Annotated in this window: 12 protein-coding genes; 11 read left to right on the top strand and 1 reads right to left on the bottom strand. The window is 68.5% G+C overall.

Going from position 1 to position 18,629, the window contains the following annotated elements; translation table 11 throughout:
* The first annotated feature begins 3 nt into the window (after window positions 1-3).
* The 10 genes from BLW48_RS32305 to BLW48_RS32260 all read left to right on the top strand — a co-directional run bounded on the left by BLW48_RS32305 (window position 4) and on the right by BLW48_RS32260 (window position 17,003).
* Window positions 4-1,218, top strand: coding sequence for a PQQ-dependent sugar dehydrogenase (locus BLW48_RS32305; protein WP_218137557.1), 1,215 nt, complete (start codon window positions 4-6; stop codon window positions 1,216-1,218).
* A 29-nt stretch (window positions 1,219-1,247) separates the two neighbouring features.
* On the top strand, window positions 1,248-1,859 hold the full coding sequence (locus BLW48_RS32300; RefSeq protein ID WP_177142486.1) for a c-type cytochrome: 612 nt from the start codon (window positions 1,248-1,250) through the stop codon (window positions 1,857-1,859).
* Window positions 1,860-1,952: 93 nt separating this feature from the next.
* The gene (locus BLW48_RS32295) at window positions 1,953-4,112 is read left to right on the top strand and encodes a thiamine pyrophosphate-dependent enzyme (protein ID WP_093058848.1); all 2,160 of its coding nucleotides are present in this window, start codon (window positions 1,953-1,955) and stop codon (window positions 4,110-4,112) included.
* A gap of 11 nt (window positions 4,113-4,123) precedes the next feature.
* Complete coding sequence (locus BLW48_RS32290; protein WP_093179711.1) at window positions 4,124-5,740, top strand: indolepyruvate oxidoreductase subunit beta family protein; 1,617 nt, start codon at window positions 4,124-4,126, stop codon at window positions 5,738-5,740.
* 17 nt (window positions 5,741-5,757) lie between these two features.
* Window positions 5,758-6,999 carry an alpha-hydroxy acid oxidase gene (locus BLW48_RS32285; protein ID WP_093179710.1) on the top strand — a complete coding sequence of 414 codons (1,242 nt, stop codon included), beginning with the start codon at window positions 5,758-5,760 and terminating at the stop codon, window positions 6,997-6,999.
* Between the two features lie 48 nt (window positions 7,000-7,047).
* Window positions 7,048-8,130: a TRAP transporter substrate-binding protein gene (locus tag BLW48_RS32280; RefSeq protein WP_256331046.1), complete on the top strand. Its 1,083-nt coding sequence runs from the start codon at window positions 7,048-7,050 to the stop codon at window positions 8,128-8,130.
* 3 nt (window positions 8,131-8,133) lie between these two features.
* Complete coding sequence (locus tag BLW48_RS32275; protein ID WP_256216979.1) at window positions 8,134-8,658, top strand: TRAP transporter small permease; 525 nt, start codon at window positions 8,134-8,136, stop codon at window positions 8,656-8,658.
* On the top strand, window positions 8,655-9,956 hold the full coding sequence (locus tag BLW48_RS32270; protein WP_093058852.1) for a TRAP transporter large permease: 1,302 nt from the start codon (window positions 8,655-8,657) through the stop codon (window positions 9,954-9,956). The genes BLW48_RS32275 and BLW48_RS32270 overlap by 4 nt, the downstream gene beginning before the upstream one ends.
* The gene (locus tag BLW48_RS32265; protein ID WP_093179708.1) at window positions 9,956-10,375 is read left to right on the top strand and encodes an acyl-CoA thioesterase; all 420 of its coding nucleotides are present in this window, start codon (window positions 9,956-9,958) and stop codon (window positions 10,373-10,375) included. The genes BLW48_RS32270 and BLW48_RS32265 overlap by 1 nt, the downstream gene beginning before the upstream one ends.
* A 136-nt stretch (window positions 10,376-10,511) precedes the next feature.
* Window positions 10,512-17,003 (top strand): autotransporter outer membrane beta-barrel domain-containing protein, encoded by a 6,492-nt coding sequence (locus BLW48_RS32260; RefSeq protein ID WP_256331045.1) that lies wholly within the window; start codon window positions 10,512-10,514, stop codon window positions 17,001-17,003.
* On the opposite strand, the gene BLW48_RS32255 is transcribed toward BLW48_RS32260, so the two are convergent.
* Window positions 16,969-17,466 carry a low molecular weight protein-tyrosine-phosphatase gene (locus BLW48_RS32255; RefSeq protein ID WP_093179706.1) on the bottom strand — a complete coding sequence of 166 codons (498 nt, stop codon included), beginning with the start codon at window positions 17,464-17,466 and terminating at the stop codon, window positions 16,969-16,971. The two genes, BLW48_RS32260 and BLW48_RS32255, sit on opposite strands and share 35 nt — an antisense overlap.
* An 821-nt stretch (window positions 17,467-18,287) precedes the next feature.
* On the opposite strand from BLW48_RS32255, the gene BLW48_RS32250 reads away from it, so the two are divergent.
* A complete protein-coding gene (locus tag BLW48_RS32250) occupies window positions 18,288-18,491 on the top strand; it encodes a hypothetical protein (protein ID WP_093081375.1) in 204 nt (67 codons plus the stop codon).
* Window positions 18,492-18,629 lie beyond the last annotated feature (138 nt).

Genomic DNA, 18,629 nt, shown 5'->3' with positions numbered 1-18,629 from the left:
GACATGGCCCCGATTCGTGCATTCGGCGCGTTCCGCGCGCATGCGGCGCTCGCCGCCCTTCTCTGCACAGCCGTTACCGCATGGGCCCAGCAGCCGCCCACCGAAGAGCCGGGCTGGGCCAAGGGCAGGCCGAAGAACGAAGCCGCTACGCGCATGGCGCCGGTGCCCTCCTTCCCGATTCCGACCGCGGCCGACCAGTTGCCCACGGCCAAGTTCAAGCTGCCGCCCGGCTTCAAGGTCGAGACCTGGGCCTCGGGCGTACTCGACGCGCGCGAGCTGCGCCAGGGCGCCAAGGGCACGGTGTTCGTGAGCACGCTCTTCGTGGGCAACAAGGTCTACGCGATCCCCGAGAAGGGCGACCGCAAGCCCAGGACCATCATCGACAAGACCGAGTTCGCCACCGGCATCGAGTTCTACAAAGGAGCGCTCTACCTCGCGACCCACAAGCAGATCGTTCGCTACGACAGCATCGAGGACAAGCTGGACAACCCCGGCACGCCCGTGGTGCTCAACGACAAGCTGCCCGGCGGGCAGGACCACAGCTGGCGCTACCTGCGCATGCACGACGACAAGCTCTACTACGCGGTCGGCGCGCCCTGCAACCTGTGCGAGCCCGACGACGCGCACGCGCGCATCTTCCGCATGAACCCCGACGGCAGCAGCATCGAGACCGTGGCGCGCGGCGTGCGCAACACCGTGGGCTTCGACTTCGATCCCAAGACCGGCAATCTCTGGTTCACCGACAACGGCCGCGACTGGCTCAGCGAAGACCTGCCGAACGACGAGCTGAACGTGGTGACCAAGCCCGACCAGCACTTCGGCTACCCGTACTGCCACCAGGGCAACATCGCCGACTCCGAATTCGGCTGGGGCAAGAGCTGCAACGACTACGTGAAGCCCGCCGCGTTGCTCGGCCCGCACGCCGCAGCGCTGGGCCTCACCTTCTACAAGGGAAAGATGTTCCCGGCCAAGTACCGCGACGCCATGTTCATCGCACGCCACGGCCCGTGGAACCGCACCGTCAAGTACGCCGACATCGCGGTCGCCTGGCCGGACGGCAAAGGCGGCGCGAAGGTCGAACCCTTCATGACCGGCTTCGTCGAGAACAACACCTACCTCGGCCGGCCGGTGGACTTCCTGGTGCTGAAGGACGGCTCGATGCTCGTGAGCGACGACCACGCCGGCGCGATCTACCGCATCAGCTACGGCGGCCGATGACACCAGCGGGCCTTCTCTTTCGACACGCGATGGCGGCAACGATCATGGCAGCGGCAGCATCGTCGGCCGGTGCACAGGGCACGCAGGCGGCAAAGGGCGGCTACGCCCAGCGCTACGCCGAGCTCTGCGCTTCATGCCACGGCGCCAACGGCCGCAGCGACATGGCAGGCACGCCGGTGCTCGCGGGGCAGCATTCGTTCTATGCGATCACGCAGCTGTATCTCTTCCGTGAAGGCCGGCGCGACAACCCCGCGATGACGGCGGTGGCCAAGACCATGAAGGACGAAGACCTGCGCGGCTTCTCCGATTTCATCGCCACCCTGCCCGCGGTGCCTCCCCCGCCGCCTGCCGCGCCGGCCGACGCGGCGCGCATGGCGCGCGGCCAGGCGCTGGCGCAGGAACATCGCTGCCTGCTCTGCCACGGCGCCGACCTGAGCGGCGGCCAGCAGGTGCCGCGCATCGCACAGCAGCACGAGGACTATCTGCAACTGTCCCTGCAAGGCTTCCGCACCGGCAAGCGCCCGGGCTACACGCAGGCCATGGGCGAAGCGGTGGGCCGCGTTCCGCCGGAAGACCTGGACACCCTCGCCTACTACGTGGCGCGCTTTCCCGGCGCGGCGCCAAAGCCGCCTCCCAAATAAACGCCCTCTTCCGGCGTGCAGCACCGGCGGATGCACGGTGCCGGCACTGCGCACCCCGAACCCTCCCCCCAACGAACATCGGAGCCGAATCTCTTGGAAGTCTCATTCAGCAAGGAAGTGGAAATGCTGCGCCTCGGCGCAGGCGACACCTTTCACGGCGAGGGCATCCTCGCGATCACCAAGGGCCTGCTGCAATCGGGCGTGGCCTACGTCGGCGGCTACCAGGGCGCACCGGTGTCGCACCTGCTCGACGTGATGGTCCAGGGCAAGGCCTACATGGACGAACTGGGCGTGCACGTGGAGGCCTGCTCCAACGAGGCCTCGGCCGCGGCAATGCTCGGCGCGTCCATTCACTACCCGCTGCGCGGCGCGGTCACGTGGAAGTCCATCGTCGGCACCAACGTGGCGGCCGATGCGCTGTCGAACCTGTCCTCGCCGGGCGTAACCGGCGGCGTGCTGATCGTGGTGGGCGAGGACTACGGCGAAGGCGCCAGCGTGATCCAGGAGCGCACGCATGCCTACGCGCTCAAGTCGAGCATGTGCCTGCTCGACCCGCGGCCCGACCTCGGCGTGATGGTGCGCATGGTGGAAGAAGGCTTCCGCCTCTCCGAAAGCTCGAACATGCCCTGCCTGATGGAGCTGCGCATCCGCACCTGCCACGTGCGCGGCAGCTTCGAATGCAAGGACAACATGGCGCCCGCCATTTCGACCCGCGCGCTGATGACGGAGCCGGCGGGCTTCGACTACATGCGGCTCGCGCATCCGCCAGTCACCTTCCGGCACGAGAAGCTCAAGGGCGACGAGCGCATTCCGGCGGCGCGGCGCTACATCGTCGAACACGGCCTCAACGAGCTGATACCGGGCCGGCGCCACGCCGACCTTGGCATCGTTGTGCAGGGCGGGCTCTACAACGCACTGATCCGCAGCCTGCAACAGCAGGGGCTGGCCGATGCCTTCGGCGAGACGGACATCCCGATCCTCGTGCTCAACGTCACCTACCCGCTGGTACCTGAACAGGTCGCCGACTTCTGCGTAGGCAAGCGCGCGGTGCTTGTGGTGGAAGAAGGCCAGCCCGAGTACATCGAGCAGGACATTGCCACGCTGCTGCGCCGGCGCGACATCCAGACGCCGCTGCATGGCAAGGACATGCTGCCGTCGGCGGGCGAGTACGGCGTCGAGGTGCTCTCGGGCGGCATCGGCACCTTTGCCGCGAAGTACATCGAGGCAAGCGAAGCCTCGTCTTCGGCGCAGGCCTGGCTGGCCGGCAACCGCGAGCGCCGCGAAGCCGTTGCGCGCAGCCTGAGCGCGCCGCTGCCCAACCGGCCGCCGAGCTTCTGCATCGGCTGCCCCGAACGACCCGTGTTCTCGGCGCTGAAGCTCGCGCAGCAGCAGACCGGCCCGGTGCACATCGCGGCCGACATCGGCTGCCATGCCTTCGGCACCTTCGAGCCCTTCTCGATGGGCCACTCGATCCTGGGCTACGGCATGAGCCTGGCGAGCCGCGCGGGCGTGGCGCCGATGATGAACCGCCGCACGCTGTCGATCATGGGCGACGGCGGCTTCTGGCACAACGGACTGCTCACGGGCGTGCAGAGCGCGCTGTTCAACGGTGACGACGCGGTGCTGCTGATCTTCAAGAACGGCTACACCTCGGCCACCGGCACGCAGGACATCATCTCGACGCCCGACGACGAGATCAAGGAGCGCGCCGTCGACAAGCAGCAGAGCCTGGTCGACAAGAACCAGACCATCGAAGACACGCTCAAGGGCCTGGGCGTGAAGTGGATGCGCACCGTCACCACCTACGACGTGGAGCGCATGCGCAAGACGCTGACCGAGGCGCTCACCAGCGATTTCAACGGCCTGAAGGTGGTGATCGCCGAGGGCGAATGCCAGCTGGAGCGCCAGCGCCGCATCAAGCCGTGGATTGCCGGCTTGCTGAAGAAAGGCGAGCGCGTGGTGCGCGTGAAGTACGGCGTCGACGAGGACGTGTGCAACGGCGACCACGCCTGCATCCGCCTGTCGGGCTGCCCGACGCTCACGCTCAAGGACAACCCCGATCCGCTGAAGGTGGACCCAGTTGCCACCGTGATCGACGGCTGCGTGGGCTGCGGGCTGTGCGGCGCGAATGCGCATGCGGCCACGCTGTGCCCGAGCTTCTACCGGGCCGAGGTGGTGCAGAACCCGAAGTGGCATGAGCGACTGCTGCACGGGCTGCGCGGTGCGGTGGTTCGCGCGCTGCAACCGGCGTGAGGAGCGAAGGCATGGAACAGAACCGCCCCCTCACCCTGCTCGTCTGCGCCCTCGGCGGCGAAGGCGGCGGCGTGCTGACCGAATGGCTGGTCGACATCGCACGCCACGCCGGCTACGCGGCGCAGAGCACGTCGATTCCCGGCGTGGCACAGCGCACGGGCGCCACCACCTACTACCTCGAAGTGTTCCCGGTGCCGCTCGCGCAGCTCGGCGGCAAGCGCCCCGTGTTCAGCCTGAGCCCGGTGCCGGGCGCGCTCGACGCGATCGTCTCGTCGGAGCTGCTGGAAACCGCGCGGCAGATCGGCAACGGCATGAGCGCGCCGCTGCGCACGCTGGTCATCAGTTCGTCGGCGCGCATCTTCACGACGGCCGAGCGCATGGAGCCCGGCGACGGCCGCGCCGACGCGCAACGACTTCTCGACGTGGTGAAGGCCTTCAGCCGCGAGCACCATGTGTTCGACATGAACGCCATCGCGCGCGACAGCGGCACGGTGGTCAGCGCAGTGATGCTCGGCGCCATCGCGGGCAGCGGGCTGCTTCCGTTCCCGCGCGAGGCGTACGAGCACGTTGTGCGCGGCGGCGACACGAGCGCGCCGGACAAGCTCGGCAAGATGGCCGCCGCCAGCCTGCGGGGCTTCGCGGCAGCCTTCGACGCGGTGAGCGCCCCGCGCGCACAGGCCGCCTTCGTCAGCAGCGTGCTGGCCGGAGACACGAGCGACGCACCACCGCCAGCCAGCGCCCTGCCCGCCGACCTCGCGCGGCGCTTTCCGCCGGCCGTGCACGACATGCTCACGCTCGGCCACGCCCGCGTGCTCGACTATCAGGACAGCGCCTACGCCGCGCTCTACGCCGAGCGCCTGGGCCGCGTGCTGGACGCAGAGCGCGCCGCCGATCCGGCCGGTGCACATGGCTTTGCCATCACCCGCGAGGCCGCGCGCTGGCTCGCGCTGTGGATGGCCTTCGACGACATCGTGCGCGTGGCCGCGCTCAAGGGCCGCGCGAGCCGCGCACAGCGGGTGCGGCAGGAGGTGCGGGCCGGCGATGAAGACATCGTGAAGGTCTACGACCACTTCAAGCCAGGTGCCGCCGAGTTCGCGGCGCTGCTGCCTCCTTCGCTCTCGCGCCGCGTGACGGCATGGGACCGGGGCCGGCAGGCGCGCGGCCTCGTGCCGTGGGCGCTGCCGCTGAAGGTGGGCAGTCATTCGGTGTTCGGCATGGCCTCGCTGCGGCTGCTGGCCTCGCTGCGCTGGCTGCGCCGCCGCGGCAGCCGCTTCGCCGAAGAACAGGCGCTCATCGAACGCTGGCTCGCCGCCGTGGAAGCCGGCACGCGCGAAGCCTGGACGCTGGGCCACGAACTCGCGCTGTGCGGGCGGCTCATCAAGGGCTACGGCAGCACCAACGAACGCGGCAAGGACAACCTGCTGCACGTGACCGACCACCTCGCCGCACAGCCCGGCGTGGCGCCGGCCGATCGCGCGCTGGCCGTGGCCGCCGCGCGCACGGCCGCACTGGCTGACGACGCGGGCAAGGCGCTCGATGCCGCGCTGGTCGAACATGGCGCGCCCGCACGCCCCATCAAGGCCCAGCCCATCCGCTGGATGAAGCGCAAGCCGACCGGCGGCGCCTGAGACGGAAGGCGCCCACGATGACGCAGCTGCTCAACGTCGAGGACTACCGCCGCCGCGCACGGCGCGTGCTGCCGCGCCTGGTGTTCGACTATGTCGACGGCGGCGCGGAGGACGAACGCTGCCTGCGACGCAACCGCGATGCGCTCGAAGCATTGCCGCTGATTCCGGAGTGCCTGCGCGACACGCACGCGATGGACATCGGCATCGAACTCTTCGACCGACGCTGGCGTGCGCCTTTCGCGGTCGCGCCCATCGGGCTGGCCGGCCTCGTGCGCCCGCGCGCCGATGCCCTGCTGGCCAGCGCCGCGCAGGCCGCGCGCGTGCCCTTCATTCTCTCGACCGCATCGAACACCCGCATCGAGGACGTGCGCACCGCCGCCCCCGACGCCACGCTGTGGATGCAGCTCTATGTGATGGGCGAGCGCGCCATCGCCGAGCGCATCGTGCGCCGCGCGCGCGCAGCCAATTTCGAGGCGCTGGTACTCACGGTGGATGTACCCGTCGGCGGCTTGCGCGAACGCGACCTGCGGCATGGCTTCCGCGTGCCGATGCGCCTCACGCCCGGCACGGTGTTCGACATGGCGCGGCACCCCGCATGGCTGCTGCGCCTGGCGCGCGGTGGCATGCCGCAGTTCGCGAATCTGCTGCCAGATGACGACGACGCACCGGTCTCAGCGCAGACGCAGGCCGCGCTGCTCTCGCGCACCATGGACCGCACGCTGACATGGGAAAGCCTCGCGTGGCTGCGCAAGCTCTGGGACGGCCCGCTGCTCGTGAAGGGCCTGCTCGGCGCGGAAGACGCGCGGCGCGCGGTGCGGCATGGCGCGGACGGCATCGTGGTCTCGAACCACGGCGGACGCCAACTCGATGCGGCACCGGCCAGCATCGCGGCGCTGCCCGCCATCGCCGATGCGGTCGGCGGGCGCATCCCCGTGCTCATGGATGGAGGCATCCGGCGCGGGAGCGACGTTGTGAAGGCGCTCGCACTGGGCGCGCGTGCGGTCCTCGTCGGCCGCGCACCCGTCTACGGACTGGCCTGCGACGGCGAGCGAGGCGCACTGTCGGTGCTGCAACTGCTCGCGCAGGAGACCGAACGCACGATGACGCTGCTCGGCGCCGCGCATGCACGCGAGCTCGGGCCACGCCATGTCGACCGGCCCACACCGCGTTCGCTCGACGAACAGAACGGCTCCCCACAACGACCTCCGGAAAGCACGCGCGGGAAACCCTCCATTTACCCCGCACGCGCGCCTGCCTAGGCTCACCGGACTCGACGATTTCACACGCTACCCATAACGAAGGAGACCATGCAAACCACGCACCGCCCCCGCCGCCTCGGCAAACCACGCCCGCAACGCGTCGCTCGCCGCATCCAGCCCCTTGCCCTGCTCGCAGCCTGCGCCGCGCTCGTCGCGGGCACGCCCGCCGTGCAGGCGCAGGACAAGCCCGTGCAGCTCAAGCTGTCGAGCTGGGTGCCCGCGCAGCACCCGCTCAACCCCGCGCTGCAGGCCTGGGCCGACGACATCAAGAAGGAATCGGGCGGCACCATCACCGCCATCCTGTTTCCGTCGGAACAGCTCGGCAAGGCCTTCGACCACTACGACATGGCGCGCGACGGCATCGCCGACTTCTCGTACGTGAACCCCGGATACCAACCGGGGCGCTTCCCGGTGATGGCGGGCGCGTCGCTGCCCTTCCTGTTCGCCAACGGCAAGGAGGGCTCGGCTGCCATCGACGCCTGGTATCGCAACTACGCGGCCAAGGAAATGAAGGACGTGAAGTACTGCTTCGCGTTCGTGCATGACCCGGGCACCTTCCACTCGCGCAAGAAGATCACGGTGCCCACCGACGTCAAGGGCATGAAGGTGCGCCCGGCCACCAGCACCGTGGGCCAGCTCATCACGTCGCTGGGCGGCACCAACGTGCAGGCCTCGGCGCCCGAGTCGCGCGACATGCTGGAGCGCGGCGTGGCCGACGCCATCACCTTCCCGTGGGGATCGATCGGCCTGTTCGGCATCGACAAGGTGGTGAAGTACCACATGGACGCACCGCTCTACGTCACGCCCTTCGTGTGGGTGATGAACAAGGGCAAGCACGACGCCATGTCCACCGCGCAGAAGAAGGTGATCGACGATCACTGCACCAGCGAATGGGCGCAGAAGGTGGCCGGCCCGTGGGCCGACTTCGAGTTTGCGGGGCACGCCAAGATGGCGGCGCTGTCGGGGCATGAGATCTACAAGCTCACGCCCGAGCAGCTCGACGCATGGCGCAAGGCGGCAGCGCCTTCGGAGGCGCAGTGGGCCGAGAGCGTGAAGAAGGTGGGTGAAGACCCGAAGGCCATCATGGATGCACTGAAGGCCAGCCTCGTCAAATACAAATCGGCGCTCTGAGCGATGGCTACACGGTCCGCCAGCTATATGGACCGCGCGATCAACACGATCGAATGGCTTGCCGCCATCTTCGTGGGGATCGTCGCGCTCAACATCTTCGTGGCCGTGGTGCTGCGCAAGTTCTTCGACACCTCGATCCCCGATGCATACGATTTCGGCCGCATGCTGCTGGGCATCCTGATCTTCTGGGGCATTGCGGCCACCAGCTACCGCGGCGGCCACATCACGGTCGACCTCGTGTGGACGGCGGCGGGCCCGCGCATGAAGCGCGTGATCGACGTGTTCGCCACGCTGGTGCTGCTGTTCGTGGTGGCGGTGCAGACCGCCATGCTGTTCGACAAGGTGCGCGGCACCTACGTCGACAACGTGCAGACCTACGACCTCAACATTCCGACCTGGCCCTTCTACGCGGTAGCCTGGGCCGGCGACGTGTGCGCGGTGCTGCTGATCGCCATCCGCACCTACAGGCTGATCTTCCACCCCGAGCAGCTCGAAGAAATCCACCCCGAACAGAAGGCTGATGAATGAGCCCCGATGCAGTTGCCATCCTGGGCTTCGTCGCCCTCTTCGTGTTGATGTTGTTGCGCGTGCCGGTCGGCATGGCGATGGGGCTGGTCGGCGTGGTGGGCTACAGCTACCTCGTCGGGCCCGGTCCCGCGCTGAAGCTGGTGGGCCAGACCTCCATGCGCACCGTGACCGACTACACCTTCGGCGTGATCCCGATGTTCATGCTGATGGGCGCGCTGGTGTCGGTGTCGGGCGTGAGCCGTGAACTCTTCAAGGCCGCGAACTCGATGATCGGCCACCTGCGCGGCGGGCTCGGCGTGGCCACCGTGGTGGCGTGCGGCGGCTTCGCGGCAATCTGCGGCTCGTCGGTAGCCACGGCCGCCACGTTCTCGGCGGTGGCGTATCCGGAGATGCGGCGCTTCAACTATCCGCAGTCGTTTTCCACCGGCGTGATTGCCGCGGGCGGCACGCTGGGCGCGATATTGCCGCCCTCGACCGTGCTGGCGGTGTACGCCATCCTCACGCAGCAGGACATCGGCAAGCTCTTCATGGCGGGCATCGTGCCCGGCATCCTCGCGATGGCCATGTACGTGCTGACCATCGCGATCATCGTGAAACTGCGGCCCGACTGGCTGCCCGGCGGCGAGATCAAGCCATGGTCGGAGCGCCTGAAGGATTTGAAGAACGTGTGGGCGCCGCTGGTGCTGTTCGTGTTCGTGATCGGTGGGCTCTACGGCGGCTTCTTCACGCCGACAGAGGCGGGCGGCGTGGGCGCGAGCGGCGCGTTCATCCTCGGGCTGGTGCGGCGCAAGCTCGACGGCCCGAAGATCCGCGAGGCACTGCTGTCGGCCACGCGCACGGCCGCGGCGGTGTTCACGGTGCTGATCGGCGCGCTGCTGTTCGGCTACTTCCTCACCATCACGCAAAGCCCGCAGAAGCTCACCGAATTTCTCACCGGCCTGGGCATCGGCCGCTACGGCGTGCTCGCGCTCATCATGCTGATGTACCTGGTGCTGGGCTGCCTGATGGATGCGATGGCGATGATCATCCTGACCGTGCCCATCATCTACCCGGTGATCGTGCACCTGGGCTTCGACCCCATCTGGTTCGGCGTGATCATCGTGATGACGGTGGAGCTGGGGCTCATCCATCCACCGGTGGGGATGAACGTGTTCGTCATCAAGAGCGTGGTGAAGGACGTGAGCTTCACCACCATCTTCAAGGGCGTGCTGCCGTTCATCGTGACCGACATCGTGCGGCTGGTGATCCTGATCGCCTTCCCCATCATTGCCCTGTGGCTGCCAACGAGAATGGGCTGATGAGCAGCATCAAAGAAATCGTCTACACCGCACGCGTCGAATTCGGCGATTGCGACCCCGCCGGCATCGTCTGGTTTCCCAATTTCTTCCGCTGGATCGATGCGGCCTCCCGGCACTTCTTTGCCGAGTGCGGCGTGCCGCGCTGGGAGGAAACAGCCGAGACGCTGGGCGTGATCGGCACGCCGCTGGTCGACACGCACACGCGCTTCGTGAAGGCCGCGAGCTATGGGGACACGCTGCGGATTGCGGTGCGCATCACCGAGTGGCGCGACAAGAGTTTCGTGCAGACCTACCGCGTGACGCGCGACGAAGACCTGATCCTCGAATGCGAAGAGGTGCGGATCTTTGCCGCGAAACGCGAGGGCGGCGGCATCCGCGCGGTGCCGATTCCGCCGGACATTCGCGCACTCTGCGCGTAGCGCCGGCCAGCGACACCGATTAATTCCTTGGACCTCATTCGCCGCGGCTTCGCGCTCCGTGAAGCCTTTCAGTACCCTTTCATTTCACACGCCTCGATACAAATAATCGCAGCCATTACAAGGCTGGAGGCGAGCCGTGAACCATGTCTACCGTGTCATCTTTGATCATCGGTCGGGGGAGTTCCGGGTCGCATCGGAACTGACGAAGCGCAGTGGTTCAGGAAGGACAAGAGGCAGCACCGGTGCTGTATGCCACAGCGTGCTCCCTGCCCTCGCGGTGCTGGCGGCGCTGCAGTTTCACAGCGGCGAAGCGGCGGCGGCATGCACACCCGCAGCCCCCATCGACAACGACACGGTGAGTTGCACCGGCGTGCCGATCACGCTGCCGCCGAACCCGAACAGTTTTCTCAGCAACGCGAACGGCCTCGCCGTGACGGTGCAGGCGGGCGGCATCATGAGCACGCTGCCCGGCGGCACCGCGATGGCCCTTGGGGGCAACAACATCACGCTCAACAACCTGGGTGCCATCGATGCGAATGCGGCGGGGTCCCTCGTGCTCGCGCGGGCCCTGACCATCGGCAACCTGATCGCGCCCACCAGCAGCAACGTCACGGTGAACAACTCGGGCTTGCTCGAAGGCACCTTCGACGGCACCTTCGGCCTGCTCGGCACGGCGGCGGTCATCGCCAACGCCGGAACCACGACGTTCAACAACAGCGGCTCGATCGGCGTGAGCGTGCTGGGCGCTTTCGATCCGGTCAACTCGATCGCGGTCGCCGTCTACGGCGGCGGCAACGTCAACTTCACGAACACCGGAACGATCACGGGCCGCGTGGCTTTCGAGAGCCCCACCGCTGGCGGCAACACCTTCGTCAACGCGGGCACCATCAACGGCAGCGTCTCGCTGGGCACCACAGTCAGCAACGACACCTTCGTGGCGGTGACCGGGTCGTCGATCGGCAATCCACTGATACCGCTGCCTGCCGTGGCCATTCCCACGCTCACCCTCCCACCGGGCCTGCTCACATTCGCCGCCACGGGCACGGTCGATGCGGGCGTCGGCGGAAGCGACACGCTCGTGCTGCAGAACACCATCGCCGGACCCGGCTCCGGCACGGGCGGCACCGGCAACATCTCGGGCCTGCAGTACCTCAACTTCGAGAACCTGACCGTCAACAGCGGGACGTGGACGCTCACCGGCGCGGTGGTGAGCGGCGCCACCACGCTCAACGGCGGTCTCTCGGTCTTCGACAACCCGCTGGCCTTCGGCACCGGGGCGCTGACGGCCAACGGCGGCGCCATCGAGGCGTCGCTTCCGGGCCTGGCGCTGGCGCAGAACGTCAACCTGACAGGCGGCCTGATCGTGCAGGGCGCCAACGGCCTGACGCTCGGCGGCACGATCAGCGGCGCGGGCGGGCTGATCAAGAACGGGGCCGGCACCCTGACGCTGTCCGGCAGCAACAACTTCAGCGGCGGGCTGGCGCTCAATGCGGGCGGGCTGACGCTGGGCTCAGCCAGCTCGCTCGGCACCGGCCTGTTCCTGGTCGGTGGTCCGGCCACGCTGAACACCGCTTTCACGGGCACGCTCACCAACCCGGTGCAGCTCAATGGCGCCCTGTCGCTCAACGGCGCGGGCGCCCTGACTCTGGGCGGCAACATTGCCGGTGCCGGCAGCCTGACGCTCGACAGCGGCGCCCTGGCGCTGACGGGCAGCAACAACTACGGCGGCGGCACCGTGCTGCAGGCCGGCTCGATCGACCTCGGCAACAGTTCCGCGCTCGGCTCGGGCGCGCTGACCGTCAATGGCGCCGGTTCGCTGACCGGTGTGGCCGGCGTGACGATCGGCAACGCTGTCGTGCTCAACAACACACTGAACTTCGGCGCGGGTGGCGGAGGCGGTGCGCTGACGCTCAACGGCACGATCAGTGGCGCGGGCGGCATGAGCCTGGCCGGTGCGCCGGGACTCACGCTCAACGGCGCGAACAACTTCGCCGGCGGCTTCAACCTGGGCGGCGGCGCGCTCACCGTCGGCAACAACCTCGCGCTGGGCACGGGGGCGGTCACGGTCAGCGGTGCCGGCTCGCTCACGGCCGGCGCGGCCGTGAGCCTTGCCAACAACTTCAACCTCAATGCCGGCCTGACCATCGGCAGCGGCAGCGACCTGGCGCTCAACGGCGGCCTCGGCGGCCTCGGCGGCCTCATCAAGACCGGTGCCGCCAAGCTCTCGCTGGGCGGCGCGAGCACTTTCTCCGGCGGCGTGAACCTGCAGGCCGGCGGCCTGGGCATCGGCACGAACACGTCGCTGGGCCTGGGCGCGCTGACGGTCAACGGCGCCGCCACGCTCGATGCGAGTGCGAACGTGAGCGTGGGCAACGCGGTCGTTCTCAACGCGGGTCTGACAGTGGGCGGCGCCAACAACATCGCCCTCGGCGGGCTGGTGTCGGGCATCGGCGCGCTGGGCTACAACGGCACGGCGACGCTGGGCCTCAATGGCGCCAACGTCGGCCTTCTGGGCGGCGTCAACCTGGCCAGCGGCACGCTCAGCGTGGGCAACAACCTCGCGCTGGGCACGGGTGGGCTCGGTGTCAGCGGCAGCGCGAACCTGAACGCAGGCATACCCGGCATTACCCTGGGCAACAACGTCACGCTCAACGGCGGCGCCACGCTGGGCCTGAGTGGCGCGAATGCGCTCACGCTGGGCGGCGTCATCGGCGGTGCGGGCGCGCTCGCGGTCAACGGCACTGCCGCCGTCACGCTGGGGGGCGCCAACAACTTCGGCGGCGGCGTGACGCTGGCCGGCGGCCAACTCGCGCTGGGCACCAGCACCTCGCTGGGCACCGGCACGCTCGGCGTGACGGGCAACGCCACGCTGTCGAGCACGGGCGGTGCACTCGCGCTGACCAACGCCGTCACGCTCGGAGCAGGCGCGGGGCTCACCGTGGGCGGTGCAGCAGACCTCACGCTCGACGGCACGGTGAGCGGTGCCGGCTCGCTCATCAAGAACGGCACCGGCACGCTGGCACTCAACAACGCCAACAATTTCGGCGGCGGCGTCACCCTGCAGGCGGGCACGCTCAGCGTCGGCAACAACACAGCCCTGGGTACCGGCGCGCTGACGGTGGCCAGCACCGCGATGCTCAGCGCCAGCACCGACGTGGCGCTGGCGAACGACGTCGTGCTCAACGACAACCTGGGTGTCGCGGGCGCCAGGAACATCACGCTCGGCGGCACGGTCAGCGGCGCCGGGGGAATCTCGATGGGCAGCACCGGCACGCTGGCGCTGAACAACGCCAACACCTACTCGGGGCCGACCGTGGTCGCCAGCGGCACGCTGCAGGTGGGCAACGCGACCGGCAGCGCCACCGGGAGCGGCGCGGTCACGATGCAGAACGGCTCCACGCTGTCGGGCAATGGCCGCATCGGTGGCGATGTCACGCTCAACAACACTGCCGTGCTGGCACCGGGCACCCCCGGCGCGATGGGCATGCTCACCATCGGCGGCAGCCTGTCGCTTGCCAACGGCAGCGTGTTCGACTATCAGTTCGGCACGCCCGGCGCCAACTTCGCCACGCCCGGCCAGAGCGACAGCGTGAGCGTGGGCGGCAACCTCCTCATCGCGGGCAACACCACCATCAACGTGACGGACACCGGCGGCTTCGGCCCCGGTGTGTACCGGCTCGTGGACTACGGCGGCGCGCTCACGGGCGGCGGCACGCTGACGCTGGGCGGTGTGCCCGGCGGCGCCACGGTGGTCCTGCAGAACCTCAGCGCCGACAAGCGCTTCACGCTCGTCAACAGCACGGGCATGACGCTGGACTTCTGGAATGCCAATGGCCTGGCCAGTCCGACGCAGTCGGGCGGCGGCACCGGCACTTGGTCGACCACCTCGCCGGTGTGGACCGATGCGGTGGGCAACATCTCGCTGCCGATGCAGCCGCAGCCGGGCTTCGCGATCTTCACCGGCGCGCCGGGCACAGTGACGGTGGACAACACCGGCGGCGCGGTGCAGGCCACCGGCCTGCAGTTCGCGAGCAACGGCTACACGCTGACCGGCGACACGCTGACGCTGCTGGGCGCGGGGGGCGGCGCGAAGGCGGAGATCCGCGTCGGCGACGGCGGCGCGGGCTCGACCGGCTTCACCGCCACGCTGAACAACACGGTCGCGGGCACGGCCGGCATCGCCAAGACCGGCGACGGCACGCTGGTTCTCGGCGGCACCAACACCTACACCGGCGGCACCGCGGTGCAGGGCGGCACGCTGTCCGTTTCCGCCGATGTGAACCTCGGCGCGGCCGCCGGCAATGTGACGCTGGACGGCGGGCGCCTGCAGGTGACGGGCACCGCGTTCACCGGTACCGCGCGCAACCTGGACATCGGCGCGGCGGGCGGCGGCATCGAGATCGTCGATCCGGGTCTGGACTTCACCGCCAGCGGCGCGCTCGGCGGCAGCGGCGGCCTGGTCAAGTCGGGCGCAGGCACGCTGACGCTCGCAGGCACCAGCACCCTCACGGGCGCCACCACCGTCGCGGCCGGCACGCTGCGCTTCGGCGCGCCGGACCTGCTGAATCCCACCGCGCCGATCGCACTGGCCAACACGGCGGGCGCAACGCTGGACCTGAACGGTTTCAACCAGACCATCGGCTCGCTGTCCGGCGGCGGCACGGCCGGCGGCGAACTCCAGCTCGGCAGCGCAACGCTCACGACCGGCGGCGACAACACCAGCACCACCTTCGGCGGCACGCTCAGCGGCAGCGGCGACCTGGTCAAGCAAGGCACGGGCACCTTCACGCTGACCGGCGCGAACAGCTATGCGGGCGGCACATCGCTCACACAGGGCCGCATCGACGTGGGCGCCAATGCGGCACTGGGCACGGGCGCGCTTGCGATGTCTGGCGGCACCACGCTCGGTCTTGCGGCCGATGGCCTGACGGTCGCCAACAACGTGACGCTCGCCGCCGGCGGCGGTGGCGCGGTGGTCGACACCGGTGCCTTCAACGGCACGCTCACGGGCGCCGTCAGCGGCGGCGGCGCGCTCGTCAAGGAGGGCAGCGGCACGCTGACGCTGGCCGGCACCGCCAACACCTACACCGGTGCAACGCAGGTGGACGCGGGCACGCTGCGCGCAGGCGCGGCCAATGCGTTGAGCGCTGCCTCGGCCACCAGCGTGTCCGCGGGTGCGACGCTCGACCTGGCCGGCTTCAGCCAGACGGTGGCCGCGCTGGCCAACAGCGGCACGGTCTCGCTGGCCGGCGCCGCGCCGGGCACCACGCTCACCGTCACCGGGCCCTACACGGGCAACAACGGCATCCTGCAACTGGGCGCGGTGCTCAATGCCACCGGCCCCTCGGACCGCCTGGTGCTCGACGGCACCGGCGCAACCGCGAGCGGGCGCACCACGGTGCAGATCATCAACCTCGGCGGACTGGGCGCGCTGACGACCGGCAACGGCATCGAGGTGATCAGCGCCCTGAACGGCGCGACCACCACCGCACAGACCACCAGGGACGCCTTCTCGCTGGCCGGCGGCCACGTGGACGCTGGCGCCTACGAGTACCGGCTGTACCCGGCGGATGCCAGCGGCAGCGGCGAGAACTGGTACCTGCGCTCCACCACCGGCGGCCTTCCTGGAGCACCGGGCGGGCCGGGCGGGATCGGCGGGTTGCCTACCTACCGCATCGAAGTGCCGCTGTATGCCGCGCTGGCGCAACAGCTGCGCCAAGGCAACCTCGAGATGCTGGGCAACCTGCACCTGCGCGGCGGCGACGACACGCGGCTCGCCTCCGACGGCGCCAGCGCTCGCGGTCGCCGCGCCTGGGGCCGCCTGATCAGCGCCGACATCGACGCGAGCCAGCGCGGCACTGCGAACGCGCAGAGCAAGGGTCGCCTCCACGGCTTCCAGGCCGGTACCGACCTGTGGGCCGACACCCGCTGGAACGTGGGCGTCTACGTCGGCCAGCTCGAAGGCAATATCCGCGTGAACGGCTTCGCGCGCGGCATCCAGGGGCTGGACGTGGGTTCCAACGACCTGCGCAGCCGCTACCTCGGCGCCTACGCCACCTGGCACGGCGACGAGGGCTGGTACGCCGATGCCGTGCTGCAGGCCGGCCAGCACCGCTACAACGTGCAGCCGTTCGCGACCTTCGGCAGCTCGGGCAAGGGCAAGAGCCTGCTGGCCTCCATCGAGGTGGGCAAGGCCTTCGGCATCGGCAGCGGCTGGATCGTGGAACCGCAGCTGCAGCTCATTCACCAGCGCCTGCGCATGGACGACACGGGCATCTCCGGCGCCGCGGTGACACAGGACCCGCATGACGGCCTCATCGTGCGCGCAGGCGTGCGCATCAAGGGCGAGATCGCCACCGGCGCGGGGACGCTGCAGCCATATGGGCGCATCAACGTGTTCCACGCCTCCGGCGGTGCCGACGTGACGCAGTTCCTGAACTTCGGCGGCGGCACGGCCATCCGCAGCGAAACGGGCTCGACCAGCACCGAAGTGGCCGGTGGCGTGACGCTCGCTCTCGGCGAGCGCGCCTCGCTCTACGGGGAGCTGGGCAAGCTGTGGGCCTCGGGCGGCGCGGCGCGCTTGAAGAGCTCGATCAACGCGTCGCTGGGTGTGCGGGTGCGCTGGTAGCAAGCGCGGCCAGCCTCGTCAGCAGGCCATCGACGCCAAGATCGATCAGGTCGAAGACTTCGACAAAAGCCTGTTGCCCGCCATACCAGGGATCGGGCACATCGCCTTCGACGCCCTCGGCGAATTCGGTGAACAGGTGCACCTTGTGGGCCGTGCCTGCGGGGGCAAGCCTGCGCAGCGCGGCGCAGTGCTGGGCAGTCATGCCGATGATCAGGTCGAAACGTTCGAAGTCGGCCTTGCGGACCTGCCGCGCGGAATGGGCGTGCATCTCGATGCCGCGGCGTTTGGCCTCGGCCACGGAGCGTGGATCGGGCGGATTGCCGCGCTCTTCGTCGGAGACGGCTGCACTGTCGACTTCGACGTGGAAACCCACTGCGCGGGCCTTGTGCATCAACAGGACGTGGGCTGTGGGGGAGCGGCAGATGTTGCCGGTGCAAATAAACAGAATTGCCAGTTTCTTCATATGCGACAACGGCTGGATGATTTCGCGGGCTGATGGATGCGGCAGAGAGGCTACAATGCGGCCTCGCTCAATGATCCTGAGCACTGCCTGGCCAGGCAAGCTGAATCTCACACCAGCGCGTCGAAGTCACTACGACGAGAAAAACAATAATGACTTCATGCAAAAGAATTTGCCGTAGCGTGGACCGCGTAAGAGTTCACGACCACATTCCCAAAGCCCGCTTCGAGCGGGCTTTTTCACGCCCGAGCGATCTGGTCTGATGGTCCTGCAGACCGTGAAAGGTGACAGCAGTCGGCATCGAGGCACTTCCCTGAGCGGTTTTATTCCTCCCTCGCCTCTACCAGCGCCGTCTGCTGTCGAAGCCAGTGTGCTCAAGCGAAGTGAATTCAGCATGAAGTCAGCGCGGGTATTCTGTGAAGTGAGGGCGCGCAGTTTGCACGACCGTCTCAGGTGCCCGCACAAGCGAGACGTAACCGCAACAGTGAGGCGATAACTACCATGCTGGCATCGAGGGACATGGCCAAAAGGGTTGACGCTGTTCGTGCCGCAGTGCAACAATCCTGCATCTTCATTTCGGAGCCCCGTGCGTGGACAGTGCCAGTTGGATCAGTGACAAGACGCGTGCCTCGGCAGGCGTGACACACCCGGCTCTCTAGCGCAGGCTTCTCCCGCGCTGCGTGCAGGTGTGCACACAGCGTGGCCCTCTTGCCTCATCGGCAAGCGGTTCCCTTCCTTCCGATTCCCGTCGTTTCGTCGCTGACTTTTTCAGTCAGCTTGCGTGCGTCCGTGCACGAGGCCCTTCACTGCGAAGGAGCCTTGTCATGCGTCACTTTCATCTTCGTCGTCAGCCGCACGAACAGCAGCAGCGCGTTCGCCCGTCGGCGCACGCGCCTGTCCGCGACCCTGCGGCAGTTGACGCCGCGCCCGTCGTGGATGCCTCGCTCGACCAGGCCGCGGCGCTCTGGACAACGCGCCGCATCCGCAGCTTCCTGGTGCTCCAGCCGGCCTGCGCGCCTCGCCGCTGAGCCGCGCTCCGAGCCCTTCTTTCAACCTGCAAGCAACCCGGGAGCACACGATGGACCCAGCCTCTCATTTGCGCCGTAGCGCGCCCCCTTCGCTTCGATCGATTGCACCAACAACAACGCGGCCCGTCGCCGCGCTTC

The sequence above is a fragment of the Variovorax sp. YR266 genome (genome assembly GCF_900107295.1).
Lineage (GTDB): Bacteria > Pseudomonadota > Gammaproteobacteria > Burkholderiales > Burkholderiaceae_C > Variovorax.
The sequence above is the reverse complement of the archived record's forward strand: the minus strand, read 5'-3'. Positions and strand labels throughout refer to the sequence as shown.

Bases quoted from the DNA above. Each gene is read 5' to 3' on its own strand.
- BLW48_RS32305 (WP_218137557.1), top strand. From the start codon at position 4: ATGGCCCCGATTCGTGCATTCGGCGCGTTCCGCGCGCATGCGGCGCTC.
- BLW48_RS32300 (WP_177142486.1), top strand. From the start codon at position 1,248: ATGGCGGCAACGATCATGGCAGCGGCAGCATCGTCGGCCGGTGCACAG.
- BLW48_RS32290 (WP_093179711.1), top strand. From the start codon at position 4,124: ATGGAACAGAACCGCCCCCTCACCCTGCTCGTCTGCGCCCTCGGCGGC.
- BLW48_RS32285 (WP_093179710.1), top strand. From the start codon at position 5,758: ATGACGCAGCTGCTCAACGTCGAGGACTACCGCCGCCGCGCACGGCGC.
- BLW48_RS32280 (WP_256331046.1), top strand. From the start codon at position 7,048: ATGCAAACCACGCACCGCCCCCGCCGCCTCGGCAAACCACGCCCGCAA.
- BLW48_RS32275 (WP_256216979.1), top strand. From the start codon at position 8,134: ATGGCTACACGGTCCGCCAGCTATATGGACCGCGCGATCAACACGATC.
- BLW48_RS32270 (WP_093058852.1), top strand. From the start codon at position 8,655: ATGAGCCCCGATGCAGTTGCCATCCTGGGCTTCGTCGCCCTCTTCGTG.
- BLW48_RS32265 (WP_093179708.1), top strand. From the start codon at position 9,956: ATGAGCAGCATCAAAGAAATCGTCTACACCGCACGCGTCGAATTCGGC.
- BLW48_RS32255 (WP_093179706.1), bottom strand. From the start codon at position 17,466: ATGAAGAAACTGGCAATTCTGTTTATTTGCACCGGCAACATCTGCCGC.
- BLW48_RS32250 (WP_093081375.1), top strand. From the start codon at position 18,288: ATGCGTCACTTTCATCTTCGTCGTCAGCCGCACGAACAGCAGCAGCGC.